General features: G+C 71.9%; 20 protein-coding genes and 1 pseudogene. 10 read left to right on the top strand and 11 right to left on the bottom strand.

Going from position 1 to position 26,804, the window contains the following annotated elements:
- Positions 1–303 precede the first annotated feature (303 nt).
- Positions 304–1,611 carry an adenylate/guanylate cyclase domain-containing protein gene (locus IPJ59_RS28520; protein WP_293261351.1) on the top strand — a complete coding sequence of 436 codons (1,308 nt, stop codon included), beginning with the start codon at positions 304–306 and terminating at the stop codon, positions 1,609–1,611.
- A 38-nt stretch (positions 1,612–1,649) separates the two neighbouring features.
- On the opposite strand, the gene IPJ59_RS28525 is transcribed toward IPJ59_RS28520, so the two are convergent.
- The 3 genes from IPJ59_RS28525 to IPJ59_RS28535 form a co-directional block, all read right to left on the bottom strand.
- Positions 1,650–3,767, bottom strand: coding sequence for a protein kinase domain-containing protein (locus IPJ59_RS28525; RefSeq protein ID WP_293274133.1), 2,118 nt, complete (start codon positions 3,765–3,767; stop codon positions 1,650–1,652).
- Between the two features lie 223 nt (positions 3,768–3,990).
- Positions 3,991–5,295, bottom strand: a complete 1,305-nt coding sequence (locus tag IPJ59_RS28530; RefSeq protein ID WP_293274134.1) for a sigma-70 family RNA polymerase sigma factor — start codon at positions 5,293–5,295, stop codon at positions 3,991–3,993.
- A 457-nt stretch (positions 5,296–5,752) separates the two neighbouring features.
- Positions 5,753–7,267: a hypothetical protein gene (locus IPJ59_RS28535; protein ID WP_293274135.1), complete on the bottom strand. Its 1,515-nt coding sequence runs from the start codon at positions 7,265–7,267 to the stop codon at positions 5,753–5,755.
- Between the two features lie 231 nt (positions 7,268–7,498).
- Between IPJ59_RS28535 and IPJ59_RS28540 the strand changes: the two genes are divergently transcribed.
- The 5 genes from IPJ59_RS28540 to IPJ59_RS28560 all read left to right on the top strand — a co-directional run bounded on the left by IPJ59_RS28540 (position 7,499) and on the right by IPJ59_RS28560 (position 13,572).
- Entirely contained in the window at positions 7,499–8,716 is a 1,218-nt protein-coding gene (locus IPJ59_RS28540; protein WP_293261339.1) for an efflux RND transporter periplasmic adaptor subunit, read from the top strand.
- Entirely contained in the window at positions 8,716–9,924 is a 1,209-nt protein-coding gene (locus IPJ59_RS28545; protein ID WP_293261336.1) for an ABC transporter permease, read from the top strand. The genes IPJ59_RS28540 and IPJ59_RS28545 overlap by 1 nt, the downstream gene beginning before the upstream one ends.
- The gene (locus tag IPJ59_RS28550) at positions 9,917–10,621 is read left to right on the top strand and encodes an ABC transporter ATP-binding protein (RefSeq protein WP_293261333.1); all 705 of its coding nucleotides are present in this window, start codon (positions 9,917–9,919) and stop codon (positions 10,619–10,621) included. The genes IPJ59_RS28545 and IPJ59_RS28550 overlap by 8 nt, the downstream gene beginning before the upstream one ends.
- Positions 10,622–10,744: 123 nt before the next feature.
- On the top strand, positions 10,745–12,106 hold the full coding sequence (locus IPJ59_RS28555) for a Vgb family protein (protein ID WP_293274137.1): 1,362 nt from the start codon (positions 10,745–10,747) through the stop codon (positions 12,104–12,106).
- Positions 12,107–12,183: 77 nt separating this feature from the next.
- Positions 12,184–13,572 (top strand): hypothetical protein, encoded by a 1,389-nt coding sequence (locus IPJ59_RS28560; protein ID WP_293274138.1) that lies wholly within the window; start codon positions 12,184–12,186, stop codon positions 13,570–13,572.
- 4 nt (positions 13,573–13,576) lie between these two features.
- Here IPJ59_RS28560 and IPJ59_RS28565 read toward each other — a convergent pair whose 3' ends face one another.
- The 3 genes from IPJ59_RS28565 to IPJ59_RS28575 all read right to left on the bottom strand — a co-directional run bounded on the left by IPJ59_RS28565 (position 13,577) and on the right by IPJ59_RS28575 (position 17,809).
- Positions 13,577–14,476 carry an acyl-CoA desaturase gene (locus tag IPJ59_RS28565; RefSeq protein WP_293274139.1) on the bottom strand — a complete coding sequence of 300 codons (900 nt, stop codon included), beginning with the start codon at positions 14,474–14,476 and terminating at the stop codon, positions 13,577–13,579.
- 220 nt (positions 14,477–14,696) lie between these two features.
- Positions 14,697–16,070 carry a DUF1552 domain-containing protein gene (locus IPJ59_RS28570; protein WP_293274140.1) on the bottom strand — a complete coding sequence of 458 codons (1,374 nt, stop codon included), beginning with the start codon at positions 16,068–16,070 and terminating at the stop codon, positions 14,697–14,699.
- Positions 16,067–17,809 carry a DUF1592 domain-containing protein gene (locus IPJ59_RS28575; RefSeq protein ID WP_293274141.1) on the bottom strand — a complete coding sequence of 581 codons (1,743 nt, stop codon included), beginning with the start codon at positions 17,807–17,809 and terminating at the stop codon, positions 16,067–16,069. The genes IPJ59_RS28570 and IPJ59_RS28575 overlap by 4 nt, the downstream gene beginning before the upstream one ends.
- 200 nt (positions 17,810–18,009) lie before the next feature.
- Between IPJ59_RS28575 and IPJ59_RS28580 the strand changes: the two genes are divergently transcribed.
- The gene (locus tag IPJ59_RS28580; protein ID WP_293261315.1) at positions 18,010–18,915 is read left to right on the top strand and encodes a hypothetical protein; all 906 of its coding nucleotides are present in this window, start codon (positions 18,010–18,012) and stop codon (positions 18,913–18,915) included.
- Between the two features lie 150 nt (positions 18,916–19,065).
- The gene (locus IPJ59_RS28585; protein ID WP_293274142.1) at positions 19,066–19,854 is read left to right on the top strand and encodes a nuclease A inhibitor family protein; all 789 of its coding nucleotides are present in this window, start codon (positions 19,066–19,068) and stop codon (positions 19,852–19,854) included.
- An 83-nt stretch (positions 19,855–19,937) separates the two neighbouring features.
- Here the strand turns inward: IPJ59_RS28585 and IPJ59_RS28590 are convergent, their stop codons facing one another.
- Together IPJ59_RS28590 and IPJ59_RS28595 are read right to left on the bottom strand one after the other, a co-directional pair.
- Positions 19,938–21,224: a C69 family dipeptidase gene (locus IPJ59_RS28590; protein ID WP_293274143.1), complete on the bottom strand. Its 1,287-nt coding sequence runs from the start codon at positions 21,222–21,224 to the stop codon at positions 19,938–19,940.
- Entirely contained in the window at positions 21,217–22,587 is a 1,371-nt protein-coding gene (locus IPJ59_RS28595; protein ID WP_293274144.1) for a flavin monoamine oxidase family protein, read from the bottom strand. The genes IPJ59_RS28590 and IPJ59_RS28595 overlap by 8 nt, the downstream gene beginning before the upstream one ends.
- Positions 22,588–22,757: 170 nt before the next feature.
- Between IPJ59_RS28595 and IPJ59_RS28600 the strand changes: the two genes are divergently transcribed.
- A complete protein-coding gene (locus IPJ59_RS28600) occupies positions 22,758–24,488 on the top strand; it encodes a TIGR02996 domain-containing protein (RefSeq protein ID WP_293274145.1) in 1,731 nt (576 codons plus the stop codon).
- On the opposite strand, the pseudogene IPJ59_RS38225 reads toward IPJ59_RS28600, so the two are convergent.
- From IPJ59_RS38225 to IPJ59_RS28610, 3 genes and pseudogenes are all read right to left on the bottom strand, one after another.
- A pseudogene (locus IPJ59_RS38225) lies at positions 24,481–24,648 on the bottom strand (hypothetical protein); the annotation flags it as partial. The gene IPJ59_RS28600 and the pseudogene IPJ59_RS38225 overlap by 8 nt on opposite strands.
- Positions 24,649–24,653: 5 nt before the next feature.
- Positions 24,654–25,427: a hypothetical protein gene (locus IPJ59_RS28605; protein ID WP_293274146.1), complete on the bottom strand. Its 774-nt coding sequence runs from the start codon at positions 25,425–25,427 to the stop codon at positions 24,654–24,656.
- Between the two features lie 70 nt (positions 25,428–25,497).
- Positions 25,498–26,187, bottom strand: a complete 690-nt coding sequence (locus tag IPJ59_RS28610; protein WP_293274147.1) for a hypothetical protein — start codon at positions 26,185–26,187, stop codon at positions 25,498–25,500.
- A 137-nt stretch (positions 26,188–26,324) separates the two neighbouring features.
- On the opposite strand from IPJ59_RS28610, the gene IPJ59_RS28615 reads away from it, so the two are divergent.
- Positions 26,325–26,804: DUF4215 domain-containing protein (locus IPJ59_RS28615; RefSeq protein ID WP_366524710.1), on the top strand; the 480-nt coding region annotated here is incomplete at its 3' end.

The following is a 26,804-nucleotide window of genomic DNA, read 5'->3' on the forward strand; positions in this document are numbered from 1 at the left end:
AGGCCAGGCGTCGTAGGTGCGATGCAAGACGAAAGTGATGTCAATTCCATGACCAGATTTCATCTTACTTCCGGACCCGCTCCGACTTCTGTCGGCAGTCGCTGGTGACCAGCGATTGTGGCCATTGCGAAGTGACCACGGCATGACCTTCTTCGACAGCGACTACATCGAGACGGTGGAGGCAGAGACCCGCGGTCGTTCGGGTGTGTGGGTCAGCGTACGCCACTGGCGAGGTGGTCCACAACCGGGTGCCGCTTCGCGCCGACCGGCACATCGGGTATCCTGGCCGCGGAGCCGGAGCTGGTGGGGGCGCGCCGCGAGACGAGACTGACGACGCTGGCGCGGGCCAGCGGCGAGTACAATGAGCGCCAGGTGCTCGCGGCGCGGGCGCTGGAGAGCGAGCGCCGGGTGACCGCGGTGCGGCTGGTCGCGCTCGCGTTGATGGCCGTGAGTCAGGGCCTGCTGCGTGAGGTGATCGAGGGCGCGCCCGATCACGACCCGCGTCGCGGGATCGTGGTCGCGATCTACGCCGCGTTCGCGATCTCCGCCTTCGTCGCTGTCCGGCGGTTCAAGACCTCGCCGATCAAGGCGCGGCTCTACCCGCTGATGGCGACGACCTTCGATGTCGGCTTCGTGCTGACGATGACCCTCATCGACCTGCGCCACGGGGAGATCGAGCTCGAGGGGATGGTCACCTTTCTCGGCCTCGTGATCAGCTACTCACTGCTGCGCTACGGCGCTGAGAGTGTGGTGTATTCGACCGTGCTGGCGATCGTCGCCTTCACCACGGCGATGCACGCGGCGGACGCGTTCAGCTGGTCGCGCTGGAGCTTCGTGGTGTTCGGCTTCACCGCCTCGGCGACGCTGTTGTGGTACACGCGCGTGGCGGTCCGCCAGGCCTTCGTCGATCTCAAGCGACGCGAGAGCCTGTCGCGGCTGGTCGCCCCCAAGGTCGTCGACGCGATCCTCGCCGGTCGCGAGAGCGGCCTGCGGCCGACCCGGCGCGAGGTGACGCTGCTCTTCGCGGACATCCGCGATTTCACCAGCTACAGCGAATCGCGGGCCCCCGAGGACGTGCTGCGTTTCCTCGATGATTACTTCGGGCGCATGACCCAGGTGGTGCAGGGCCACGACGGCTCGGTCAACAAGTTCCTCGGTGACGGCTTGATGGCGCTGTGGGGCGCCCCCGAGGCGCGCCGGGACCACGCGGTGCACGCGGTCCGGGCGGCGCTCGATATGCAGAGGGTCATGCGGGAGATCAACGAGTACCGCGAGGCCGATGGCGACCCGCCGCTGCGCATCGGCATCGGCGTGCACACGGGTGAGGTCGCCGCGGGCATGCTCGGCAGCAGCAGTCAATCAGAGTACAGCGTGATCGGTGACGCGGTGAACCTCGCCTCGCGCATCGAGGGCCTGACCAAGCAGCACGGCGCGGCGATCCTCGTCAGCGAGGCGACCTGGATGCTGCTCGGCGGCGGCTTCGTCGGCGAACGCGTCGGCGAGGTCGAGGTCAAGGGGCGGCGCGCGCGGGTCGTGATCTACACGGTGACGGGACGCGCGGGCGAGGCCACGAATGTGGGCCCTGATGTGCCGCCGGTCAGCCGCGAATGATCTGTGTTGTTTCGCGGGCTCAGCCGGGCGGGCTGGGGTCACAGCGAGTCGGGGTGCCGGTATACGAAGTTGTGCTGGGCCGGGCGCGTGGCGGGCGGGAGCTCCAACTTCTGCACGACCTTGCGCAGGCAATCTGCGAGCGGGATCTCGGGGCTGATGCGCGGCTTCTGGATGCGGCCTGCGGCCGTGACCAGGGCGATGACGGAGACCTCGTCCTCGCCGGGCCTGGCGTGCTTGCGATAGCAGCTGCGCGCGGGCTCGCTGCGGTTGCTGCGGAGCATGAGGCGGCGAAACTCGGCGGCGCTCAGCTGATCGGGGAGCGCGGTGGCGGGCCCAGTGGTGCCAGTGGTGATGCCAGTGGTGATGCCAGTGGTGATGCCAGTGGTGATGCCAGTGGTGATGCCAGTGGTGCCAGTCGTGCCCGTGGTGGTGCCAGTCGCGGGCTCGGCGGGCACGGTGGTGGGGGTCGGGTCGGGGTCGGGGACCGCGGGCATCGGCGGCGGGGCGCCGCTGGCGAGGGTGACCTCCGCAGCTTCGGGCGGGCCGGGGACCGTGCGCTGGGCGTGCGGCGGGGCGGTGACCGGCGCGCGCTCCGGGGACTCGGGCGTGGCCTCGTCGCGTCCGCGCAGGCGGTACGCGATCACGGCGATCAGGACGGCCGCGCAGACCAGGACGACGAGCACCGGGCCGCGGTTGCGACGCAGGGCGAGCTCGATGTGCGCCGCGGTGCTGACGTTGCCGCGTTGCAGCGCGGGCTCGCTGGCGGTGAGGCGCGGTGCGGTCGCCTGGCTCGCGCTCGCGTCGGCGCGCGGGCTCGCGGTGAGGCCGGGGCCGGGGAGGGAGCTCATCACGTCGGCGGCGCTCGTGCTCGCCTGGGGGCCCGGCTCGGGCAGGGGGGTGCTCACGGTCGCGGTGTCGCTCGGGTGCGCGGGAGCCTGATCGGCGGGCTGATCGGCGGGCTGATCGGCGGGCTGATCGGCGGGCTGATCGGCGGGCTGATCGGCGGGCTGATCGGCGGGCTGATCGACGGGCTGATCGACGCGACCGAGGTCGGGGCCCGCGGCGACGGGGCTCGCGGTGTGGTCGGTCGCGCCGGGGCTCGCGGTGTGGCCAGCAGCGACGGCGCCCGCGAAGAAGTCGGCGGCGCTGGGCTCGTCGTCGGGGTCCGCGGGGAAGCGGTGTGTCGGGGCGCCGAGCGCCTCGGGGTGGGCGACGAAGCGGGGCGGGGCTTCGGGCTCGCGGCCCATGGCGACCTGGGTGGCTCCGTGGGTGACGAAGCGGGCGGGCTCGGGCTCGGCGAGGGCGGCGAGGAAGTCGAGGTCGCCCGGGTGCATGCCGGTGGTCGCGCGGTCGAGCAGGTCGAGCAGGGCGACGGCGCTGGTGGGGCGGCCGGCGGGGTCGGGGTCGACGAGGGCGAGGACCACGGACTCGAAGCGCTCGGGGACGGCGACCTGGGCGTCGGCGCCGTGCATGTTCGGGGCCGCCTGGGCCGTGGGGATGTGTCCGGTGCACAGCTCGTAGACGACGACGCCGAGGGCGTGGAGGTCGTCGGCGGGGGCGGGTTCGTGGGGCAGGCCGCCGAACGCGGCGAGCTCCTCGGCGGCGCCGGTGAACTCGCGGTCGACCAGCTGGACCCGCGGTGCGGCGCCCTCGTCCTCGATCCACACGATGTTGCCGGGCGAGACGTTGCCGTGGACCACACCGAGGGCGTGGAGGGCCGCGAGGGCCTCGGCGAGCTGGCGGAGGATCGCCTCCGGGGCGGGCCAGGCGAGGCGCGGGTCGCCGAGCAGGTGGTGGAGGTTGCGGCCCTCGCGGTGCTCCATCACGACGAAGGGCAGGCCGTTCTCGGTGATGCCCTCGCCGAGCACGGCGGCGAGGCCGGGGTGCGAGAGGCCGAGCATCCGCCGCGAGCGCTCGCGGAAGCGATCGACGGCGGCGGAGGTGGCGGACTCGGAGGCGAGGATCTTGACCTCGACGGGGCGCCCGGTGTGGGTGTCGCGGCCGAGGTAGACGCTGCCGTGGTCGCCGTGGAAGAACAGCTCTGCGAGCTCGTGCCGGCCGGCGACGATGGTGCCGCGGAGGTCGGCCGAGAGGTCGAGGGCGGGGTCGGTGAGCGAGGGCGGTGCGTCCTCCTCGGCCAGCGGGATCGAGTGCATCGTCCATCCGCGGGGCCGGCGCGGATTCTTCGCGCCCGTGTCGCTTGCTCGTACAACCATGGTGGAGGTCGCGGCAAGGGTGCCCCCAACGGCGCGCCGCGGTCAATGCCCGACGAGCGGGGGATCGCGCCGGCCGCCCGGCTGTGTGGCGGTGCGGCGCCGGAGATGCCGGGCCGCGGGGCCGCTGTGGGGCCGCAATGGGGCCGCTGTGGGCCGCGGGAGGCTAGAACAGGTCGCGGCGCTTGAACTCGTCGCGGAGCTTGCCGAGGGCCTGCTCCTGCAGCTGACGGATGCGCTCGCGGGACAGCGAGTAGCGCTCGCCGATCTGCTTGAGGGTGAGCTCTTGCTCGTCGTCCATGCCCATGCGCTTGCGGAGGATGTCGGCCTCCATCGGCGAGAGGCCGGTGAAGACCTCGCGCAGGTTGGACATCAGCAGCTCGTGGTCCATGATCGCGGCGGCCTCGAGGGTCTGGGTGTCCTCGACGGCGTCGAGGAGGGTCAGGCCGGTGTCGCCGGACAGCGGCTGGTCGAGGCTGACGGGGTTCTCGACCAGCGAGTAGTTCATGCGCTGGAGGCGTTCGGCGCTGACGCCGGTGAGGGTGACGAGCTCGGCCTCGTCGGGCTTGCGGCCGTGCTGGGTCTCGAAGTCGCGGCGGGCGCGACAGACCTTGTTGTAGGCGTCGATCATGTGGACCGGGAGGCGGACGGCGCGGGCCTTGTCGGCGATCGAGCGGCTGATCGCGTGACGGATCCACCAGCTGCCGTAGGTGGAGAAGCGGAAGCCCTTGCGGTGGTCGAAGCGGTCGACCGCCTTGAGCAGGCCGATGTTGCCCTCCTGGATGAGGTCCTGCAGCGGCAGGCGGCCGTGGTTGAAGCGGCGGGCGATGGTGACGACGAGGCGGAGGTTGGCCTTGACGAAGGCGTTCTTCACGCTCCACAGCGCGTGGTGGTTGGCTCGGGCCGTGGTGATGTAGGCGATGAAGGGCAGGCTGCCGCGGCGGGGCAGCTTGACCTTGATGCTGAGGCCCTCGTTGTGGCCGGCCTCGACGCTGCCGAGGTCGGCGAGGACGCGGTCGGAGACGACGCCGTCGACGTCGGCCTCGGCGAGCGCGAGGGTGAGGCGCTCGCGGGCCGCCTCGTAGGCCTTCTGGTGGACCAGGAGGTCGCGGTCGCGGAGGGCTCGGGAGGCGCGGCGCATGGCGTCCAGGGCCTCGGCGGGGCAGGTGTCGGCGGGCAGCAGCTCGCCGGCGAGCTCACAGATGCCGTCGATGAAGGGCGGGTAGCACAGGATGGAGCGCCAGTAGGTCTGGCGCAGGCTGGCGAGGCGGACGGCGGCGGCGAGCTCCTCGTCGCGGGTCATCACGTCGACGGCGGAGAGGTCGCGGAAGTAGGGGGCGAGGAAGCCGGCGTTGTCGTGGGCGCTGCTCAGCTCGGGGGAGGTCGCCTCGTGCGAATGCGTGGTTGCGACGCGCGTGCGGCGCGCCTGAAAGGCCAGGGACGGGGCGACGGTCGAGGTGTTATTTTGCATCGCAGTTATCCTTGAGATCAGTCCTGGCGGGGCTTTGTTGGATCTGGTCCAACAGGGCCCCGAACGCCCGGGAAAGCCGGGTTTGGGCCGATCCAGTGATTGCACTTTGATGGCCCCGCCGGGGCGTGTCAATCGACCCGGGCGGCGAATCAGCGATCGTGGTGAAAGCCCGCAAAGCTGCCCTGTGGGGCTGCGATACCGCGGTTCCTCGAATCTCGGGAGGTGTCAAAGCTGGGGAGCTGTTTACGAAGCCCGCATTGCTGCGGCGATAACTGCCACCGCGACCGCGCGTGAGCGCCTGGGGCGGCGCTGGCGGGCCGGAGAGATCTCCCGATTTTGGCGTCAGAGCGGCCGCAGGGCTGTTCTGCGGGGGTTTACGAATGCCAGCTATTTGCCAGCTATTTGCCAGCTACTTGCTCGATAAGCAGGATAGGCACTGGCAGATTCCTGCCGGTCCTCAGTCGGGATCGGGCAGGCGGGCGACGTAGATGCCGGAGCGGGGGCCGTCGTCGACCGAGTAGACGACGTGGCCCGGGCCGAAGCCGGCGCCCAGGCGGAACGAGGCGGCCGGGACGGGGTCGTCGATGAGGCGCTCCTCGCCGGTGTCGAGGTCGACGAGCAGGAGCGGGCCGCGGCCGTCGCGGCTCAGCTCGACGGGGGTGACGAGGCTGGAGGCGCTGGCGAGGCGGGCGAACTGGGTCGCGCGGGGGGCCGCGACGCGGCCGTCGCTGCCGTCGAAGGAGAGGTGGTAGAGGGGGCCCTTGGGCGGCTCCTGGTAGCCGTCGCGGGCGAGGAAGAGGGCGCGCGTGGGGTTGGCGTCGAAGACCTCGCCGCGGTGCACGAGCAGGATCGTCGCCTCGCCGGTGACGCTGTCGAAGACCGAGACGGTGCTGTGGCGCAGCGAGCTGATCAGCCAGCGGCGCTCGTCGAGCACGGCCTCGAAGGCGTTGCCGCGCGGGAGGTCCTGGGCCGCGAGCTCGGGGATGCGAAACATGCGGAGGATGCGGTCGCCGTCGAGCCACAGCGGGAGGACGCCGTCGGCGACGTGATAGGCGGCGTCCGGGCTGTAGGTGAGGGCGGTCTCGCCGAGCGCGACGCTGGTGCCGGTCGCGCGGTCCTTCAGGATCACGGCGCTCTCGATCGGCTTGAGATCGAGGGTCGCGGCGGCGGTGTGCTGCCACAGCAGGTAGCGGCCGTCGTCCAGCGAGACGCGGAAGCTGAGCACGTCCGCGGCCTCGACGGTGGAGGTGCCGGACTCGAGGTCGAAGCGGAGCAGGTTGTCGTCGGCGTCGAGCGCGAGGACCTCGTCGGGGCGCGTTCGCAGCAGGAAGCCGCGGCTGATCGCGGGGTCGCTGACGGCCGGGAGCAGGCGGATCTGCGGGTGGAGCACGATCGGCGGCGGGGCTGCGGCGCGCGGGTCCTCGGGGTAGGGGTAGAGCACGAGCGCGCCGAAGGCCGCCTGCTGGTCAGCGCTGTCGTCCTCGTCGCCGTCGACGGCGACGACGCCGTGCTCGGACCAGTCGTCGTCGCAGCGGACGCCGGGCATGAACGGGGTCGCCGGGCCGCCCGCAGGATCGAGCAGGACCAGGGCGTCGCTGGTGGCACCGCAGCCGACGACGACGCCGGGCCAGCGCTCCTTCTGGGTCGAGATCCACGTCAGGTCGCTGGCGTGCAGGCGCGGCGACTCGCCGCAGGGGCCGCAGCTCCACGCCTCGAACTCCGTGGCCAGCGCGCCGCCGCCGGGGTCGATGACGCCGCGGCTGGTCTGGAAGTAGTGGCGATCGTCGACGCGAAAGGGGACCGAGAACGAGTGCAGCTGGCGGCCCGGGGCGAGCTCCAGCAGGCGCACCGGGCCGGCCTGGCCGCAGAGCTCGGCGAAGGCGACCGACTCGGGTTGCGCGTCGCCGCCGCAGGCGAGGAGGCCAGCGAGCAGGCCAGCGAGGCAGGCGGCTGCGGGCGGGAGGCGCTGCACCGGGGCAGGATAGGCGCGGCCCGCGGGATCAGCAAGCGTGGGCGGTGCGGAGGTGATTTCATCATATGTCCTATGAGACATGTGTATAGATAATCGCCGGACCGCGAAGGATGTGCGCTGGCCGCGGCGGGCGCGCCTGGCACGATCGGCCGCCCCAAAAAAAGGCCCACGCGCGACGATCGCCATGTTGTCGAACCGCGCTGGTTGTGGCAAGCAGAGGCAGCCGCGGTCATGAGCACGAGAAGCAAAGGTCGCCGCGTCCTCGTGTGGATCACCGCCGGAGCGCTCGTCGTCGCCGGCGGCGCGGCGCTGGCGTGGCCGCGGCTGGCCGGGCCGCGGGTCGCCGTGGTGGTGGCCGAGCAGGGGCCGTTCGCGCAGACGATCGTCACCTCGGGCCGCGTGCGCCCGCTGGCGCGGGCGAGCCTCGCCACCCTGGTCGCCGGTCGCGTCGCGACCCTGGGCGCCGACGAGGGCCAGAAGATCCGGGCGGGTCAGGAGCTGATGCGGCTCGACGACATCGAGGCCCAGGCGACCCTCGACCAGGCCAAAGCGGCGGTCGACGCCGCCAGCGTGCAGGTGCGTACGGTGCGTACGGTGAGCCTCAAGGACGCCCGTGAGCAGGTGGCGCGCGCGCAGACCCAGCTCGACGAGGCCCAGCGCACGCACCAGCGGATTCAGCTCTTGTTCGCCGGCGGGGCCGCCACGCGCGAGACCCTCGAGGACGCAGGCACCGCGCTGTCGCTCGCCGAGAGCGAGCTGCGGGCGGCGCAGAACCAGGAGGCTGACATCAGCGGGACGCGGCGCGCGAGCTCCAACGCCGCCAAGCATCAGGCCGAGGCCGCGCTCGCCGCGTCGCGGGCCCGGCTCGCCTATCACCGACTGACGGCGCCCTTCGACGGCGTGGTGATCTCGCGGATGGTCGAGCAGGGCGACGTGGTCCAGGCGGGCACGCCGGCGTTCGTCGTGGTCCGCGAGGGTGAGACCGAACTCGTCATCGAGCCCGATGAACGCAACCTCGCGCTGCTGGCGGTCGGACAGTCGGCGACCGCGTCCTCGGAGGCCTTCCCCGACGACCGCTTCGCCGCGACGGTCACGTACATCGCCCCGGCCGTGGACCCGCGCCGCGGCACCATCGAGGTGCGCCTGGCCGTGCCGGCGCCGCCCGCCTATCTTCGCCCCGACATGACCGTATCGGTGGAGATCGTGGTGGCTGAGCGGGCCAGCACGACGATCTTGCCCGCCGACGCGGTGCGCGGCCTCGCCGAGGGCAAGCCGTGGATCCTCGTGGTCCAGGGGGCGCACGCCGAGCGCCGCGACGTCGCGGTGGGCATGTCCGGTGACACCCGCGTCGAGGTCGTGCGGGGCGTCGAGGCCGGCGAGCGCGTCATCCCTGCGTCGGTCCGCGTCGCGCCGGGCGACCGCGTGCGCGTCGCCGCGGAGCCGCGCTGATGTGGGTCGACTGGTTCCTCGCGCTCCGCATCCTCCGCGACGGACGGATGCAGACGCTGCTCATCACCTCCGGGGTCGCCGCGGGGGTGACGGTGATGGTGTTCCTGTCGTCGCTGATGACCGGGCTCGAGGTGAGCCTCCTGAAGAAGACGCTCGGCACCCAGGCCCACGTCGTCGTGCGCCCCGCCGAGGAGCGCGCGCGGCCGCTGCTCGGCGACGAGGTCGTGCGCCGGGTCGAGGCGACGGCCCAGCGCACGCGCTCGATCGACGGCTGGCAGCAATTGCTCGCCGCGCTCGACGCCGAGGCCGGGGTCGCCGCCGCGTCGCCCAGCGCGACCGCCCCGGTGTTCGCGGTCCGCGGGAACGGCACCGAGGCCGTGGTCGTGAAGGGCGTCGTGCTCGATCGCTTCGCGCGGGTCATCGACCTGACCGATCATATGGTCGCCGGTGCGCTGACGGTCGCCGACCGCGGCGCCGTGATCGGGGTCGGCCTCGCGGGCAAGCTCGGCGTCACCGTCGGCGACCGGCTGCGGCTGCAGGCGGCCGACGGCACCAGCGAGCTGTTCGACGTGCGCGGCCTGTTCGACCTCGGCAACAAGGCCGCCAATGACGTGTGGGTGCTGGTCGCCCTGCGGGACGCGCAGACCCTGCTGGCGCTGACCGGCGGGGTGTCGTCGATCGAGCTCCGCATGCCCGAGCTGTTCGCGGCCGAGGCGCTCGCGGCCCGGCTGCGCGGTCGCACCGGGCTGGAGGTCGAGAGCTGGATGGCCGCGAACACGGAGCTGTTGACCGCGCTGCGCTCGCAGGCCTCGTCGAGCGCCGTGATCCAGGCCTTCGTGATCCTCGCGGTCGCCATCGGGATCGCCAGCGTCCTGGTGGTCTCGGTCATCCAGCGCTCGCGGGAGATCGGGATCTTGCGCGCGATGGGCATGTCGCGCGGCCGCATCACCCGGGTGTTCTTGCTGCAAGGCGGGCTCGTCGGCGTCGGCGGCTCGCTGCTCGGCTCGGGCCTCGGCGCCGCCCTGGCCGTCGGCTTCGGCAAGGCCGTCACCGACGCCAGCGGGGGGCCGCTGCTGCCGATCGTCCTCGACGCGCAGCTGTTCTTGACCGCGTCCGCGGTGGCCACCGCGACCGGGCTGCTCGCCGCGCTGCTGCCCGCGCGGCGCGCGGCCAGACTCGACCCCGCGACGGCGATCCGCAATGCCTGATCCTGTGCTCGAGCTGCGCGGCGTGATCAAGGAGTTCGGCGAGGCCGTCGTCACCCGCGTGCTGCACGGCATCGACATGCGCATCGAGCGGGGTGAATTCGTCGCCATGATCGGCCCCTCGGGCTCGGGCAAGAGCACCGTGCTGAACCTCGTCGGCCTGCTCGACCGGCCGACCGCCGGTGAGGTGTGGGTCCTCGGCGAGCGCAGCGACCGGCTCGACGACGACGGCCTCACGCAGCTGCGCGCGCGCAGCCTGGGCTTCGTGTTTCAGTTCCACCACCTCATCGGGGCGCTGTCCGCCGGCGAGAATGTGATGATGGCGCTGGCCGCCGACCAGCCGCGCCTGACCCGCGAGATGCGGCGGCGCAGCCTCGAGGCCCTGACGGAGGTCGGCCTCGCCGACCGCGTCGACGAGGACCCGCGGCGCCTGTCCGGCGGTCAGCAGCAGCGCGTCGCCATCGCCCGCGCGCTGGTGCGGCGGCCGCCGCTGGTCCTGGCCGACGAGCCGACCGGCAACCTCGATACCAGGACCGCCGAGGAGATCTTCACGCTCATGCGCAGGGTCAACAAGGAGCAGGGGATCGCGTTCCTGATCGTCACCCACGACCCGCGTATCGCGGAGCGCTGCGACCGGGTCGTCGAGATCGTCGACGGCCGGATCGTCGACGGCCGGATCGTCGACGGCCCCCCGCGCTGAACGTCCGGGGCGAGGGCCCGCAGCGGTGGACCTGCAGAGCGGGGATTGCCCTCGTATGGCGCCCGGGGATACCCTGTGAGGATGGCGCGCTGCACCGACCGTTCCGTGATTTCCGTGCTTGTGGTGTGTGCCCTGCCCGTCGCCCTGCTGGCGTGCGGGGACGATATGGCCATGACCGCCGACGCGACGGCGAGCAGCAGCGGCGCGGTGACGGCGACGACCCAGGCGCCGACGACCTCGACGAGCACGCCGACCGGCAGCGACTCGGACGCCGCCGAGAGCACCAGCAGCGCGAGCGCCACGGGGACCTCGGCCGCGTCGGGCGACAGCACCTCGATGGGCTTCAAGTTCGACATCGGCACGGAGGAGACGGACGGGCCGACGTGCCAGACCAAGTGCGGCAACACCGACTGGAGCTATGTGTGGATCGCCAACTCGGGCGAGCACACCCTCAGCAAGATCGACACCCGCGACATGACCGAGGTCGGCCGCTACCAGACGCGGCCGCAGCCGGCAGGTAACCCCTCACGCACATCGGTCAGCATCGACGCCAAGGCCGTCGCGGTGGCGAACCGCGCCGGCGGGCTGACCAAGGTGTGGGCGCGCAAGGAGTACTGCGCGGACAAGAACGGCAACGGCGCCATCGAGACCTCGACCGGCAAGAACGACGTGCTGGCCTTCGACCTGGACGAGTGCATCGCCTGGCACACGCCCTTCCCCGAGGCGACGACGCAGCGCCCGGTCGCGTGGACCTCGGGTGTGTACAATGACGTCACCTGCGAATACGAGGATCAGAAGATCTGGACCGCCGCCGCGAACGGCACGATCGGCGGGACCTGGCCCTGCGACGGGGCCGCGGGCATCTTCGTGTACCGCGTCAATGGCGACACCGGCGTCGTCGAGGACACGATCCACATGCCCGAGGTCACCTGCGGCGGCACCTTCGGGCCCTACGGCGCGGCCGTCGACTACAACAATGACCTGTGGATGTACATCTGGTCGGCGTACACGATCGTCCACGTCAGCTACGACACCCTCGAATACGAGACCTTCCCGGGCGGCAATTACGGCATCACCGTCGACAACAAGGGCCGCGTGTGGACCGACGCGGCCTCGCGCTATGACCCGATGACGATGCAATGGGTCAACCAGATCGGCGACCAGCCGGGGGTCGGCGGCAGCGGCGTGGCCCAGGACCTCAAGGGCCGGATCTGGAAGTCGACCACCGGCGGCGTCGGCTGGGTCGACGCGGAGACGATGCTCATCGGCGACACGGTGATCCTGCCGGCGCAGGGCAACGCGCGCGGCATCGGCGTCGACGTCGACGGCTACATCTGGGCCGTCATCCTCGGCGGCACCACGGCGCATCGCATCCACCCGGACACCTACGAGATCACCACCTACGACGGCCTGAACCAGCCATATACCTACTCGGACATGGCCGGCGGGCAGATCAACAACGTCACCTGTAATCCGCCCAATTGAGGGTCGGAGCGGTGCGGCGGCGGGCAGGCGAGGGCAGGCGAGGGCAGGCGCGCTGTGGCATCATGCCGGCGACCTCGATGCTGTCCCTCGCAACCTCGCAGCGCGGCCGGTGGGTCGTGGTCCTCATGGCCTCGCTCGTGACCTCGCTTGTGGTCGGGCAGGCCCGCGCGCAGGACCCCGACCGCCCCGGCGACCGCGATCAAGACACGGAGGTCGCGGGCCCGCTGGCGCCGGTGCCCGAGCTGCCGTCCGAGTTGACGCCGCCGCCGCGCCTGGAGGTCCTGTACGCGCAGCGGCTCGGGCAGGCCGGACGACACGCCGAGGAGGCGGATCAGCTCGAGGCGCTGTGGCGCGAGCTCGGCGATCCGCGGCTGCTGTACCACGCGGCGATGGCCCGCAGCCGGGCCGGCCAGCACATGCTGGCGCTGCAGCAGCTGACGCGAATGGTCGAGCAATTGGGGCCGATGTCCGACGTCCTGCGGGCCTTCCTCGACGCCAAGATCGCCGGTGAACAGGCGCAGCTGGTGAGCGTGCGGGTCCTGCTGCGGGAGCAGATCGGGGGCGCGTCGCAGGCGGTGACGCCGGGCCCGGACGCGCGCGTCACGGTCGAGGCCGCCGGGGTGCCGGCGATGCCGATCGCCGCGGCGACGCTGCTGCGCCTCGATCCCGGGGCGTGGACGGTGCGCGCCCTGGTGCCCGGGTATCTGCCGATCGCCAGCCCGCAGCGGGCCGAGGCCGGGCCCGGCGAGGCGGTCTGGGTCGTGCTGCTCGCGCGCGAGCCGGCGCCGCAGGTCGCGGCGCCGCGGCCCCGCAGCGCCGCGCCGCCGCGCTTCGTGAAGGACAGGAAGCTCGTCATCGGCGTGACCGCGGCGATGGGCGTCGCGTTCTATACCGGCGTCGGCTTCGCGGTGGGCGGGGCCAACATCGAGTCGCGGGCGACCAAGAAGGACAAGGCGGCGCTCATGGACGCGGGGGTGGCCGAGGGCGCCACGCCGGACGCGGCCCAGCTGGCGGCGGTGGAGGCCGCGTATCCGACGGCGACGCTGCACCGCGAGCTGCGGCGCGCCGCGACCTTCCAGACCGCGGGCGCGGCGGTCATGATGACCGGGCTCGGCGCGGTGTTCGGGATCCTGCCGTCGCTGTTTCAGTCGAAGCGGCGGGCGGCGTACATCGAGCTGGGGGTCGGCGGCGTCGCGCTGGTCGGCGGGGCGGTGTGGATGCACGACTACCTGCGCCGCGACCAGGCCCGCCTCGGTCCGAGCGACCCCGAACACCGGGTCCACGAGAGCGGCATCGGCCACCGGCTCGGCGCGTCGATGCTGACCGGCCTCGGGATCGGCATGACCCTCGGGTCGGGGCTGTTGCTGCTCACCGACCACCTGTCGCGGCGCAAGCCCCTGAGCGCCCGCATCGCGCCCTACGGCGGCCAGGGGCAGGCCGGGCTGCTCGTGCGCGGGGTGTTCTGAGGTCTCAGCCGCCGGACCGGGTGGTGCACGCCGCGTCGCGGGCCCGGCCCTCGGCGATCACGGCGGGCGGCACCGGGCGCAGGTCCCAGACGACGCCGAACAAGGCGAGCAGGCGCAGCACGTAGTAGGTGACGTCGATCTCCCACCAGTAGAAGCCCTGGCGGGCCGAGCTCATGTAGTGGTGGTGGTTGTTGTGCCAGCCCTCGCCGAGGGTGACGACGGCGATGAGCCAGTGGTTGCGGCTGGTGTCACCGGTCGCGAAGCGGCGCTTGCCGACGACGTGCGCGAGCGAGTTGACGAGGAAGGTCGCGTGCCAGGTGAGGACCGTGCTGAGGAAGAAGCCGACGACCAGGCCCGACCAGCCGAACGCGTACCACACGGCCGTGCCGGCGAGCAGCGGCGGGAACATCCAGTGGCGGTCGAGCCACACGAGCTCGGGGTAGCGCGTGAGATCCTGGATGACCTCGCGGTCGGTGCCCTCGGTGTTCAGCTCGGCGATCCAGCCGACGTGCGAGTGCCAGAAGCCGCGCTGCAGCGGCGAGTGCACGTCCCAGGGCAGGTCCGAGAATTTGTGGTGGTGGCGGTGACGGGCGGCCCACCACAGCACGCCCTTTTGCCCCGAGGTCTCGGCCAGGAACGCGAGCACGAACTGGAACACGCGGCTGGTCTTGAAGGCGCGGTGCGAGAAGTAGCGGTGGTAGCCCGCCATCACGCCGAAGGTGCGGAGGAAGTAGAGGACGCCGCACACGATCCAGTCGACCGGCCTTGCGCCCGTCCACAGCGCGGCGAAGCAGGCGAGGTGGACCCCGAGGAAGGGCATGAAGCCGGGCCAGTACACGCCGCGATCGGCCGCGGGGAGCGGCAGATGGGCGAACCTCTCGGGGATGGCGATCGGCTCTTGCACGTGGCGAGAGCGTCGCAAATAGCAAGCGAGGCCGCCGTCATGATGCCGTCACACTTTGGTCCTCGAGTCCGGCGCCGCGTGAGGTCCGCGCTGCGCAAGCCCTCGCACGGTCGGTCGGTCGCGGGCGGCCCGCGGTCGGTGCCCGGTCGGCCTGTGGAGGCGTGCGGTCGGCGTGCGGTCGGCCTGTGGCGGCGCGCGGCGGACACAGGTCCGGAGCTGCTCACGCCAGCAGCGCGGGCACGGTTTCGCTGACCAGTCCCTCGTCCTTGCCGAAGCTGGCCTCCTGGCTGCCGAACAGCTTGAGCAGGGTGAAGGGGACCTTGCTGGCGTTGTCGCCGTCGACCCGGTGGTGCAGGTCCCCGCGCAGCAGGCCTCCGCCCTTGCCGAGCACGAGCATCGGGAAGTCGGTCATCAGGTGGTCCCACGGCAGGGCCACGCACGAGGTCGTGTAGATCACGGAATTGTCGAGCAGGTTTCCGTCGCCGTCGGGCGTGTCGCGCAGGCGCCGGACCAGCTCGGACAGGCAGCTCATCGTGTAGGCGACGCCCGCGTGGTGGCCCGCGGTCGCGTAGTCGACGCCCTGCGGGCTCAGGCGGTGGCCGAAGTCCTCGTGGAAGGTCACGTTGCCGAGCCCCGCCTCGATGTAGGGCGCGTGGCAGGCCGCGCAGCTGAACACCTGCGTGGCCACGCGGGTCAGCTCGCAGGACAGCGCGAAGGTCAGCAGGTCGGCGAAGGCGCGGCAGCGGTCGACGCTGATCGATCCGTCCGCGCCGCGGTTCGGGTAGGCCGCGTCGGGATCGATCGGCACGCCGCAGTCGGCGGCGTTGATCGTGGCGTCGATCTGGGTCTGCAGCTGGTCCAGCCCGTCGAGGTGGCGCTCGAGGCGGATCTGATCCTCGCGCCCGAGCTGCGCTTGCAGCTGGCGGGTGTCCTCGGCGATCACGTCGAGCAGCTGCTTGCGGCGCAGCAGGGCCGGGTCGGGCTGCTGCTCGCCCGACAGCGTCAGCAGCTTGGCGAACAGCGCCGCGGGGCTGTACTCCGGGGGGTTCGGCGCGTTGGGGCCGTTGAACGAGATGTTGAAGTCGAGCGCGCCGGCGCCGGTGACGTCGCTGATGCCGACGTGCACGCCGCCCGGGAAGGCGGTGTCGGCGTTGATCAGCGCCGCGATCTTCTGGTCGAGCGAGGGCAGCTGGACGTCGCCGCCGTCGACCGCCTGCGCGCCCGTCAGCACCGCCGCCGGCGCGGACTTGTGGGCGTAGATGGCCGGCACCTTCACGGCGAAGCCCGACAGCACCGACAGCCACGCCTTGAATTCGGCGAGCGGCACGAGCGACGGGCTGATCGCCCAGGCGTCGCCCTGACCGACCGCCGCCGGCACCCACTGCGTGGGGTCGGCCCCGTTGCCGAAGAACCAGGTGACGAAGCGCGGCTGCAGCGGCGTGCCGTCGGCGAGGGCGGTGCCGTTGCCGTTGAGCATCCCGGCCAGGCGCGGCAGCGGCACCGCGATCACGGCCCCGCCGAGCACGCCGCGCAGCAGGGCGCGGCGGGGCAGCAGCCTGCGGCGGGCGTTGGGCGTCGCTGGTGTGCGGCTCATGGCATGTCTCCCGGCCCGGGGGCGTCGGGCTTGATCTCGCTGCCCGCCGGGTTGGCGAAGCGAAAGTCGTCGTGGCTGACCATCGCCAGCAGCAGCTCGGCGAAGCGATTGCCGGCGCCGACCATCCGATCCTCGATCGCCGCCAGGGTCGCCGCCTCGCTCCCGTACGGCGGGTGCGCGGCCGCGTAGGTGTAGAGCTTGCGGACCAGGCAGCCCGGCGCGTCTGGGTGCCCGCGCAGCAGCGTCGCCAGCTCGGCCCCGTCGGCGAAGGGCAGGCCGTCGAGGTCGCCGCTGGCGTCGATCACGAGGCCCTGGTCGAACTCGCGGTAGCGGCCCATCGTGTCGAAGTGCTCGAGCGCCAGGCCGAGCGGGTCGGTGATGTTGTGGCAGCCCGCGCAGGCCGGGTTGTCGCGGTGCGGCGCCAACTTCTGGCGCAGCGTCCGCGGCTCGTTGCCCATGTCGTCCTTGTCGAGGTTGGTGTCGACGTTGGGCGGCGGCGGCGGCACGGTGCGGCACAGCAGCGACTCGGCGATGAACTGCCCGCGCTCGGTCGCCGAGGTGCGGGCCGGCAGCGAGTTCATCGCCAGCAGGAGGCCGCTGCCGATCAGGCCCAGGCGCGGGCTGTCCGCGGCCAGCTCGGCCGCCCGCCAGGCGTCTGGATCGACCAGCGGCAGCCCGTAGACCTGCGCCAGCTCGTTGTTCACGAACACCTTGCGGCTGTCGTAGAGGCTGAAGAAGTCGGTCGGCGCGGTGAACACGACGTCGTCGATGCGCGCCAGCAGCTCGTCGCGCATCGCGGCGCGCAGGGTCGGCGTCCACTCGGGGTACAGCAGGTCGTCCTTCAGCTTCTCGTCGAGCAGCCACAGGCTGTAGAGCTCGGCGACGAAGTTCTCCACGCCCTGCTTGGCCCGCGGGTCGGCGAGCATGCGCGCGGCCTGGGCCGCGATCCCGGCCGGCTCGGCCAGCTCCTCGCGCTCGGCGGCGTCGAGCAGCGCCTCGTCGGGCAGGGTGTTCCACAGCGTGAACGCGAGGCGCGACGCCATCTCGTACGCGCTGAACTTCAGCCGCCCGCCGTCGGCCGGCGAGGCTTGCCCGACCTCGACGCGGTAGAGGAAGTTGGGTGACTGCAAGATCGCCCACAGCGCGTAGCGCAGCGCCTCGCTGGCGTTCCCCGTCTCGGCCCCGATCGCGGCCGCGATCCCGAGGTAGCGCTCCAGCTCGGCGCCGGTCAGCGGGCGCCGCCACGCCCGGCGACCGAAGCTGGCGATCGCGTCGCGCGTGCAGGTGGTGTCGCTCACCAGCGCCGGGACGCAGGCCAGCCGCGGCGCCAGGGTGACGGGGTCGGCGAAGGCCTGCGCCGTCGCGTCGCCGAGCGCCGCCTCGTACTGGGCCACCCCGGCCGGCGACAGGGCCACCCGCGCCGCACCGACCGCGAAGAAGCCCTCCTGCGCCGAGTCGGCCTCGACGTCCAGCAGCGTCACCGGGCCGAGCAGATCCTGGACGCTGTGGCGAAACTCGGACCCGGTCAGCCGGCGGATCGTCGGCGCCGGCACCTGCGGGGGGGCGGGCGTCTCGTCCGTGTCGCCGCCCGACTCGCCCGCGTCGGTGCCTCCGCTGTTGCCGGTCACGCTGCTGCCGACCTCGCCGACCTCGCCGTCCGCCGCCACGCCCGCGTAGCAGGCGAGGACGAGGGAGCACGCGGTCGCCAGACCAACCACGCCGAGCTGTCGCGGATACACAGGCAGGCCGCCATCCTACCCGGGCACTTCGGGGCCGGTCAACGCGCCGACTCGGCCCGAGTGTCGCAGCCCCCAGGTCCTCCGCTGTCACCCCCTGCGGTCCCGCTGCGGTGGGCCCCGGGGAGCATCCTGAGATCTGGCCCGCCGTCGCGGCGACAATTCACTCGTCGGCCTCGCGCGGCCGCGATATGCAGGCTCCCATGTCACGCGCTTACGTCGTCCCACTCACGCTCCTGCTCCTGTCGTCCTGCAAACCCGCCGAGGAGGGCACGAGCTCCGACGGCACGGGCGGCGACACCGAGACCTCGAGCAGCACCACGTCGGCCACGACCCCCACCAGCGGAGACACCGCAGGCGTGTGTGTGCCGGGCCAGAGTCAGTCGTGCGTGTGCGACGGTGGAGCCCAGGGCGCCGAGGTTTGCAAGCCCGACGGCACCGGCTTCGGCGCCTGCGTGTGCGACGACCCGACCGGCGGCGTCTCGGGCGACGCGAGCACCAGCGCCGGTCCCTCGACCGACGTCACGATCACCACCGAAGCCACCAGCGACGCCACCACCGACGTGACCGCGAGCAGCACCGACGCGAGCACCAGCGGCGGCAGCACCAGCGGCGGCAGCACCACCGGCCAGGGCGGCGCCTGCCAGGATCTCATGAGCTTCGAGCTCGTCCCCGGCGACGCCACCCTCTCCGGCGGCTGGATGCTGACGATGAGCATGCTCGGCGAGGGCCAGGTCGCGAGCCTCCCCAACCCGATGATGAACAACATGGGCTCGGTGCTCTACAGCCCCGATATCCCCTGCGACGACACCTGGTACATCTGGGTCCGCGCCCTCGACCAGGGCAGCAACGACTCCTACTTCTGCACCCTCGACGGCGAGCCGAACCCGAAGCCGATCTTCGAGGGCGACTGCAGCAACCAGGGCAACAGCTACAAGTGGGCCCGCCTCAACTGGCGCGACCCGATGGCCCAGGCCTGCATGTACATCGAGGACCCGTGGGCCCCGATGTGGGCCGCCGGGGTCCACGAGATCGAGTTCAGCTACCGCGAGTCGTCCGCGATCGGCCGCATCCTCCTGACCAACGACATGAACTTGGTCCCGCCCTGAGGGCCCGGCGCCGCAGGCAAAACTGGCAGCGAAGCCCCGGGATCGGCGATGCTCTCGGGCGCAGGAGCCCGCGCCTGTCGCGCGCTCCGCCGTCAGCGAGACGCGCGTGGGGCTGGAGATCGCGAGCAGAAGCCTGTACGAAGGGACCGCATGTCACGCATCGCCAAGTCCCACGTCAACGCCGCCTTCGAGTGGGCGGCCGGCCAGATCACCGAGGCTGGCGGCCGCGACGGCATCACCAGCCGGGCCGAGATCCGCCACAAGATCGGCGAGCTCACCGGGCCCGAGCGCGACCTCGTCGACTTCTTCTACCGCTTCATCCTCCGCCAGGGCGCCGGCGCCAGCGAGCGCGTGACCCGGACCGACATCGACGCCGCCCTCGCCGTCGCCCGCGCCCAGCTGGTCGCCGCCTTCGACACCGACAACAACGGCCTGTCCGCCGACGAGGTCGCCGCCATGCCGCTGCTCGGCCGCCTCGCCGTCAAGGTCGCCCGCCGCCGCAGCCGCAGCGGCGAGGAGCTGGCCGCCCACTTCGAGGCCCTCGCCTTCAGCCTCGTGTTCGACGACTACAGCACCGAGCTGCACAACGAGCGCTTCCTCAGCTTCCACGCGCCGGTGCAGCTCGCCGAGCTGACCGCCCACACCTTCCGCGACGCGCTGCACCTCCACGGCGACGGCCCGCAGGACGCCATCGCCCGCATCGACGACGCCGAGCAGTTCTTCGCCCGCCTGGCCGAGGCGCACACCCCCGGTCAGACGGCGCAGGCCGTCGCGCTGGCGCAGGCGATGCAGTCGACGCTGAGCGACCTGCACGTCTACATCGTCGGCCAGGACGTGAGCGCGGCCCGGGGCGGCGCGCCGATCCACCCGGTCTACGTCGTCGGCCTCGCGCCCGACGGCAGCATCGCCGGCCTGCGCGCCCGCGTGCAGTGGAGCTGAGCCGGGCGCAGCCCGACGCAGCGCGGCGGACCTGAACGATCGCCTCGTGAACTCAGCGCTGTTCGAGCTGCGGGCGCGTTCGTTCAGACGCCCGCCGCTCGGGCCTTGCGCGCCCAGTAGCGATGAAAGGGTCGCCAGCCCGGGCGTCCCGTCGCCCGCGCGGCCGCGGTCCAGCCGGGGATCGCCGCGTGATGTTCGGCCCAGATCGCGGCGACGGCCGCCGCGTCGCTCGCGTCGACTGCCAGCGCCCGGGCCTCGAGCGCCGCACGCTCCCCCGCGAACGCGGCCCGCCGCGCCGCGTAGTCCTGCAGCGTGACCCGGTGCAGCCGCTCGTGCCGCCACCACAGGCTGTCGTCCGGCGCGTCACCGGCGACCGGCAGCGCGGCCCGTGGATCGCCGCCGAAGCCGACCGGCTTGAACACCGCGAGGCAGGGCGACGAGCTGCCGGTGAACCACATGCGCGGGCCGTCCGGCTCGAGCCTGGCCAGCATGCTCGCGGTCGTCTGGCCCGACGCGCGGGTCGGCAGCCAGCTCGCGTGGGCGCAGGGCATGTGCATACGCAGCCCGTCCTCCGGCCCGGCGTCGCCGTGATCGCGGAGCAGCCCCGCGAGCGCCGCCGGGTCGAGCGGGCCCGCGGAGGCCAGGCGCGTCAGCCCCCGCAGCGTGCAGGCCCGGCGCCGCTGTCCGCCGCTCATTACGCGATAGAACGGCCGCGCGAAGCTGCGGGCGAAGCCGAAGTCGGCGGCGCCGCGGCACCACCCGCGCGCCCGCGCCGTCGCATACGCCTGCGGATGGATCTGATCGAAGTCGTCCTCGATCGTCAGCACATTCGACAGCGTGTACGCCCCGGTGACCCGCCGAGCCGCCCACAGCGCCCCGGCCGTCTCGAGCACCCACGCCTCGCGCGCGTCGGCGAGGATGAACGACGAGCTGTAGCGCATCGACCGGTCGCGGTATCCCATGCGCCCGCCCTGGGGATAAACTGCCAACATTTCCACGATCACCGCGAGCGCCTCCGCGGCCGAGCTCGCCCGCGCGAGCGCGAGGCGCTGCAGGTCCATCCCCGTGATCCCGCGATCCGCCAGCGCCGGGCGCACGAACACCGCCTCGTTGGCGACCGCCACCCCGCGCGCGTTGACCCCCATCTCGCAGCCCCACATCCAGCGCGGCCGCGAGACCCACATCTCGTGGCTGGCGCCCGCCTGTGGCAGATCTAGCCCAGGTCCAGGGTGGGCCAGTTGCAAGCGCGTGTCGCCCGGGTGCAGCCCGGCCGCGTGGTGCTCGAGCAATTGCACCTCGTCGGGCTCGCGGTCGCTGTTCTTGGCGAGCCACACCCCGCCAGCGTCGACCAGCACGAGCGTGTCACACACGGCCGACCTCGCGTGCCGCCAGCACCTCGTCGGCCGCCCGCTCGCCGGCCTCGATCGCCCCGTCGAGGTAGCCGACCCAGCGCGTCGCCGTCTCCGTTCCGGCGAAGTAGATCCGCCCGCAGGGCGCCCGCAGGGCCGCGCCGACCCGCGTCAGCACCCCTGGCGGCATGACGCCGACATAGCAGCCGCGGCTCCACTGCTCCGCCGTCCAGTCGTGATCGACGTAATCGGACGGGCTCGCCGCGGCGGGCCCGAAGAAGCGCACCAGCGCCTCGACCACTGCGGCCCGCCTCGCCGCCGGCGCGAGCGCGGCGAAGCCCGCGACCGCGTCGCCGATCACGAAGCCGACCAGGGCCGCCAGGCGCCCGTCGTGCGAGCAATCGTCGAACACCATGCGCAGCAATCCCGCGTTCGACACGGCCTCGCCCGACAGCCCCTGCTCGCGCCAGAAGGCCCGCGGATAGGCGATCACGCACTTGACCACCGAGCCCATCGGCATCTGCTCGTGCACGACCTGCCGCAGCTCGGGCAGCGCCGGCGCAAATGTGATGTGTTGGGCCACCGCCGGCGGCACCGCGACGATCACACGGCCCGCGCGCAGCGCCTCGCCGGCCGCGGTCCGCACCGTCACGCCGGCCCCGTCCTGCTCGATCGCCACCACCGGCGTTTCCAGCCGCAGCGCCGCGCCGAGCGGCTCGGCCAGGCGCAGCGACAATTGCTGGACCCCGCCGCGCAGGCGCAGCGCCTGGGCCCCGTCGCGCACCTCGGCCAGCCGCGTGAACGAGCCGCCCGAATGTGTGTAGTGCAGGAAATACAGGAAGGAGATCGTCGCCGGCTCGCGGGCGAAGATCGCGTGCGTGGCGATCTCCAGCATGGCCCGCGCCGGCCTGCGCTTGACGTGCCGCGCCAGCCACTCGGCCACGCTCTGCCCGTCGAACTCGGCGGCCCGCGCCGCGCTCTCCGGCCGCCCGAGCGGCACCTGACGGGCCATCCGCTCGATCCGCCAGATCGCCAGCCCGAGCTCGACCAGCGCCAGCGCGGGGATCCGCGGCAGCAGGCCCTTGTAGGTGCGTCGCTCGCCGTCGAACTCGAGCACCTTGCGACCCTGGAGATGCTGCGGGAATGTCTCCACCCCCAGCTCCAGCGCCAGCGCCAGCACGCGGTCCTGCGTCGGACCTACCCACTGCCCGCCGAGGTCGACCGACTCCTGCGCGAACGGGACGGTCAGCGTGCGCCCGCCGACCCGCTCGCGCGCCTCGAGCACCCGCACCGCGACCCCGGCCGCCCGCAGCCGGCGCGCCGCCGTCAAGCCGGAGAGCCCCGCGCCGATGACAATCACCTCACTCGCTTCCGGTCCCGACATCGCCGTCGACGCTATCCGAAACGAGCGCCGCCGTCACGCGCCGCTCGAAGAAGAAAGAGAAGAAGAAGAAGAACGCGTAGATTTCAGGCGACAATTACCCTGACACCCACCGTCGGCGTATTCGGCACGATCTCGCCCACGTCGGCCTCTCTGGTGTATCGTCCGTGCTGATGCGCCCGGTCGCCGAGTCCCTGTCCGCGCTGTACCTCGCCGAGGAGCCGGGCGCGGTGCTCGGCGCGATCGCGGCTGTCGAGGCCCTCAGCAGCGGTCGCGTCCGCCGACCCGAGCGGGTGAACCGACGCACCGGCATGCCCGAGCGCGACGGTCTGTTCTGCGCGCGCATCTTCGGGCCGACCGAGGATCTCCGATGTCTGTGTGGCAAGCTGGTCGGACCCGAGTACGCCGGGCAGAGCTGCGACCGTTGCGGTGTGCTCTGCGGAGAGCGGCGGCTGCGCGGCGAACGCTGGGGACATATCGTGTCGCCGATGCCGTTGATCCATCCCCGGCTCGCGCCGCAGATCGCCGCGGCCCTCGGCTGTCGCGCGGCCGAGCTGCTCCGGGTCCTGCGCCTGACTCCCGACATACTCGCGGATGGTGAGGTCACGCCGCCCGCGGAGGGCGGTCGCATTCGTGGAATCTGGCAGCTCGCGGCGCGCCTCGGGGAGCAGGCGGCCGGGCTGCTGCTCACGCGGGTGCCGGTCACGCCCCCGGATTGGCGTGGCACCCGGGGTGACCCGCAGGACGCCGGTTACACGCGGCTGCTCAACCGCTGCGTTCGCCTCGAGCGCCTGCTCGAGCTGAACGCGCCGCAGATTATCCTCGACTACGAGGCGCTGATGACCCAGGAGGCGTTCGGGCGGCTGCATGCGGCCGTGGGGGCCGAGCTGCGGGCGCGCGGGCCGGTGATCGTGGCGCCGCACACCCCGCGAGCGGCGGCGCTGCTGGCCGCGATCTACGAGCGCCCCGCCGATGATGGTCCGCGTCTCGACTATGCGGCGCACCTCGACGCGGCCGGCGATCCGCGCGGGGAATTCATCCGCTTGCAGCTGGCGGGCCGCGGGAGCAAGCGGCAGTCCGATCTGCTGCGCCGTAACTATGATCGCTGGCTGGGGCCGCTCGCTGGCATCACGACCGAGGTGGGGTTTCGCCGCGGCTTCCTGGCGCAGTGCAAGGTCCCCGCGGATTGTCGTGACCCCGCGATCGGCGCTCCCATATGGGCGACCGTCGAGCAGCTCGATACACAACACGTCGAGCTCGTCACCGATCCGGTGATGCGCGGCCTGAAGCGCCTCGCGCTGCCGTTTCGCGCCGCGCTGGATCTGTGTCAGGGCGACCATGTGCTGTCGTGGATCGACACGCTCGAGCTCCGGCTCGCACGCTGCCCGCCGCCAATGGCCGAGCCGGTGACCCGCGGTGAGGCGTTGCCCGGCCTGCGCGCGCTCACCCTGGTCCACCGCTCCGTCACGGGCGTCCAGGACTGGCGCTGGTTCGACGGCACCCCGCTCGCCGGTCAGATCGAGCGCCTGCGCTTGGTCCTGGCGCTGGGTCGAATGGCGACCCTGCCGCTGCCGTGGTGGATCGGGTTCATGGGCCGTCACCCCCGGCTGTGCGTCCTCGATATCGAGCTCGGCAAGCGTCAGCTCGACCTCGAGCTGCGGCGCGACGGCGAGTGGCTGACCTTGCGGGTAAGGATCGGGCGCGCGCTGGTCGAGCGTTTGGCGATGGATGATACGGCGCTGGCGACGTCGCTCGGCGGCTTCTTGATCGCGGTGGATCCCGGCAGCATCGTCTCGCTGCGGGTCGACTGCGCCGTCAGTTGGGCCGGCGAGGCGCTGACCGGGCTCGCCGCGGCCCTGCGCGCACGCTTCGGCGCCTTGTTGACGCTGCCCGCGATCACCTGATCGCTACGCGAGGCCGCGATCGGCTTCTTCGTGGATTTCTTTGTGGCGGTTTCTTGGCGGTTTTCTTCGCGGTCGTTTTCTTCGCGGTCGTCTTCGCTGCGGTCGTCTTCGCTGCGGTTTTCTTCGCCGTTTTCTTCGCTACGGTTTTCTTCGCCGTTTTCTTCGCTACGGTTTTCTTCGCCGTTTTCTTCTTGGCGGTTTTCTTCGCGGTCGTCTTCGCTCCGCGGTCTTCTTGGCGGCCTTCTTCGCCGCGGTCTTCTTGGCGGTCTTCTTCGCCGCAGCCTTCTTCTTGGCGGCCTCCTTGGCGGCCTGCTGCGCCGCCGCGTAGTGCGCCACGTAGGCCTGCTGCGCCGGCGTCAGCTCGGGGTCGCTGTCATCGAGCGCATCCCACAATTCGTTCTCGATCCAGAAGCGATACACGAAGTGCTCGAAGTGCGGCGCGACGAGCCAGCTGTTAGCGATCACCACCTCGCGCGAAACCTCGAGCTCCGGGTCGTCGAAGGGGATCGGCGAGCAGAGCACCGGCGCGGTGCCGTCGGGGCGCACGTGCAGGTACCAGAACAGGCAGTCCTGCTGGTCGCGGAGGAAGCGGATCGTGTACGCCCCCGGCATCACCCGGCACGGCTGCGGCGCCTCGGACAGGTCCCACTCGCAGGCCGTGCACGAGGGCACCGCGCCCTGCAGCCCCGGGGTGGTCATGAAGCGCTCGAGCGCGGGCGGCAGCGTCAGCCCGAGCGCCGCGGCGCGGGCGAACAGCGGCGGGGGTCGCCGCGGCGGACGACGCGGGCGCCCCGGCGCGAGCCAGGCGAAGTCGCCGCGAAACAACCCCTCGTCGAGCGGCGGCAGGCTCGAATAGGGGTAGAGCGCGTAGGTGCCGTCGCAGCGGCGGTACGTGCCGAGATCGAAGGACCACCAGCCCCAGGTGAACGCCTTATCCATCGTGCTTGCCTCCTGCCGCGATCGCGGCGGCGCAGCATATCAGCTGTCGCGCCGGCTGTCGCCCGGGCGGTCACGGTGTGATCGTTTCACGCATCGTCGGGCCGCCGCCTGGCGCGAATCGCACGATCCACGTGTGCCTGTCCGTGCAGCCGTCGGGGACGCCGCAGCCGGCGATGAAGGTGTAGGTCCGTGCGTCGGCCGCCTTCGAGCGATGGAGCTCGGGGCCCATGATCGCGTTGGAGTCGCCGAACGCCATCTCGATCGTCGGCGAAGTCGCCTCAATGACGGGGCCGAGTCGCTCGAGGTTGAGCGACTGGGCAAACTGGACCTCGACGGTCGTGCTGTAGGAGCGACGGACGCTGACCGCGTTGAAGTGCCGCAGGGCCGCGTCGAGCTCCGCCTCCCCGCTCTCCAGGCGCCCAGCCTTCCACGCGTCCGCGAAGGGCGCGTCCGGCTTGAGGGTCACGAGCAGCATATCGGGCATGAAGATAGGAACCTCGAATGCGGCGAGCTGCGGATAGGTCTTTCGGATCGCCGCGAGATCGGCCTCGATCTCGCTCAACAAGGCCAGCGGGATCCAGATCTCCGCAGACTCCCGTGACGCGAGCATCAGGGCCTCGGGGGAGAAGCGCGGCTGTTGCTCGCGCATCAGCACCCCCTCGGGGATCTTGCCGAGCTCGACCCTCTCGCGCCCGGAGCCAGTCGAGGTCGCTCCGCCGCAACCGGCCATCGCCGCCAGCGCGAGCGCAATCACCCGCAACGATCGATTCAGCATAGCGATACGCCCCCGTCGCTTGGGTACCACAGAATGCTCCGCCGGCCGCGGCCGTCCAGCGCCATGCCCGCGCGCGAAAACGGGACTTGTTCACGGGTGGAATTACCCGCCTAATGGCGATCATGATGACTCTTTCGGCGACGTCTCGAGGGCTCTCCCGGGTGGCGATGATGGCGGCGGTCCTCGGCGCGGGGGCCTGCGGTGACGACCAGAACAGCAGCGACGCCGCGACCGGGGGGACTGGCACACTCGGGCCGACGACGCCGACGACGCCGACAACGCCGACGACGGGCGATAGCGCCGGGCCGACCGGCAGCAGCGGCGACGCTGGCACGGCGACGGAGAGCGGCGGAAGCGACTCGCAGACCGCCACGACCTCCGGCGCGCCGACGGGGTCGACGGCGGGCGACAGCACGTCTGGCGCCGGCAGTTCGACGGGCGCGATCGACGACACGGGCGCAGGATCGTCGAGCACAGGGCCGGCGCAGCCGGTGTGCGGCAACGGCCTGCTCGAGGAGGGTGAGGCGTGTGACGACGGCAACGACTTCGACAAGGACAGCTGCTCGAATCTGTGCACCAAGGTGCCTTGCGACCAGCAGGAG

This window comes from Nannocystis sp. (assembly GCF_016714285.1).
In the GTDB taxonomy this organism is placed as follows: Bacteria; Myxococcota_A; Polyangia; order Nannocystales; family Nannocystaceae; genus Nannocystis.

What these genes read in the sequence shown, in the direction of transcription:
- IPJ59_RS28545 (WP_293261336.1), top strand. Translation starts at nt 8,716, where the DNA reads ATGTGGGTCGACTGGTTCCTCGCGCTCCGCATCCTCCGCGACGGACGG.
- IPJ59_RS28540 (WP_293261339.1), top strand. Translation starts at nt 7,499, where the DNA reads ATGAGCACGAGAAGCAAAGGTCGCCGCGTCCTCGTGTGGATCACCGCC.
- IPJ59_RS28550 (WP_293261333.1), top strand. Translation starts at nt 9,917, where the DNA reads ATGCCTGATCCTGTGCTCGAGCTGCGCGGCGTGATCAAGGAGTTCGGC.
- IPJ59_RS28605 (WP_293274146.1), bottom strand. Translation starts at nt 25,427, where the DNA reads ATGGATAAGGCGTTCACCTGGGGCTGGTGGTCCTTCGATCTCGGCACG.
- IPJ59_RS28595 (WP_293274144.1), bottom strand. Translation starts at nt 22,587, where the DNA reads ATGTCGGGACCGGAAGCGAGTGAGGTGATTGTCATCGGCGCGGGGCTC.
- IPJ59_RS28570 (WP_293274140.1), bottom strand. Translation starts at nt 16,070, where the DNA reads ATGAGCCGCACACCAGCGACGCCCAACGCCCGCCGCAGGCTGCTGCCC.
- IPJ59_RS28530 (WP_293274134.1), bottom strand. Translation starts at nt 5,295, where the DNA reads ATGCAAAATAACACCTCGACCGTCGCCCCGTCCCTGGCCTTTCAGGCG.
- IPJ59_RS28600 (WP_293274145.1), top strand. Translation starts at nt 22,758, where the DNA reads ATGCGCCCGGTCGCCGAGTCCCTGTCCGCGCTGTACCTCGCCGAGGAG.
- IPJ59_RS28580 (WP_293261315.1), top strand. Translation starts at nt 18,010, where the DNA reads ATGTCACGCGCTTACGTCGTCCCACTCACGCTCCTGCTCCTGTCGTCC.
- IPJ59_RS28560 (WP_293274138.1), top strand. Translation starts at nt 12,184, where the DNA reads ATGCTGTCCCTCGCAACCTCGCAGCGCGGCCGGTGGGTCGTGGTCCTC.
- IPJ59_RS28525 (WP_293274133.1), bottom strand. Translation starts at nt 3,767, where the DNA reads ATGCACTCGATCCCGCTGGCCGAGGAGGACGCACCGCCCTCGCTCACC.
- IPJ59_RS28585 (WP_293274142.1), top strand. Translation starts at nt 19,066, where the DNA reads ATGTCACGCATCGCCAAGTCCCACGTCAACGCCGCCTTCGAGTGGGCG.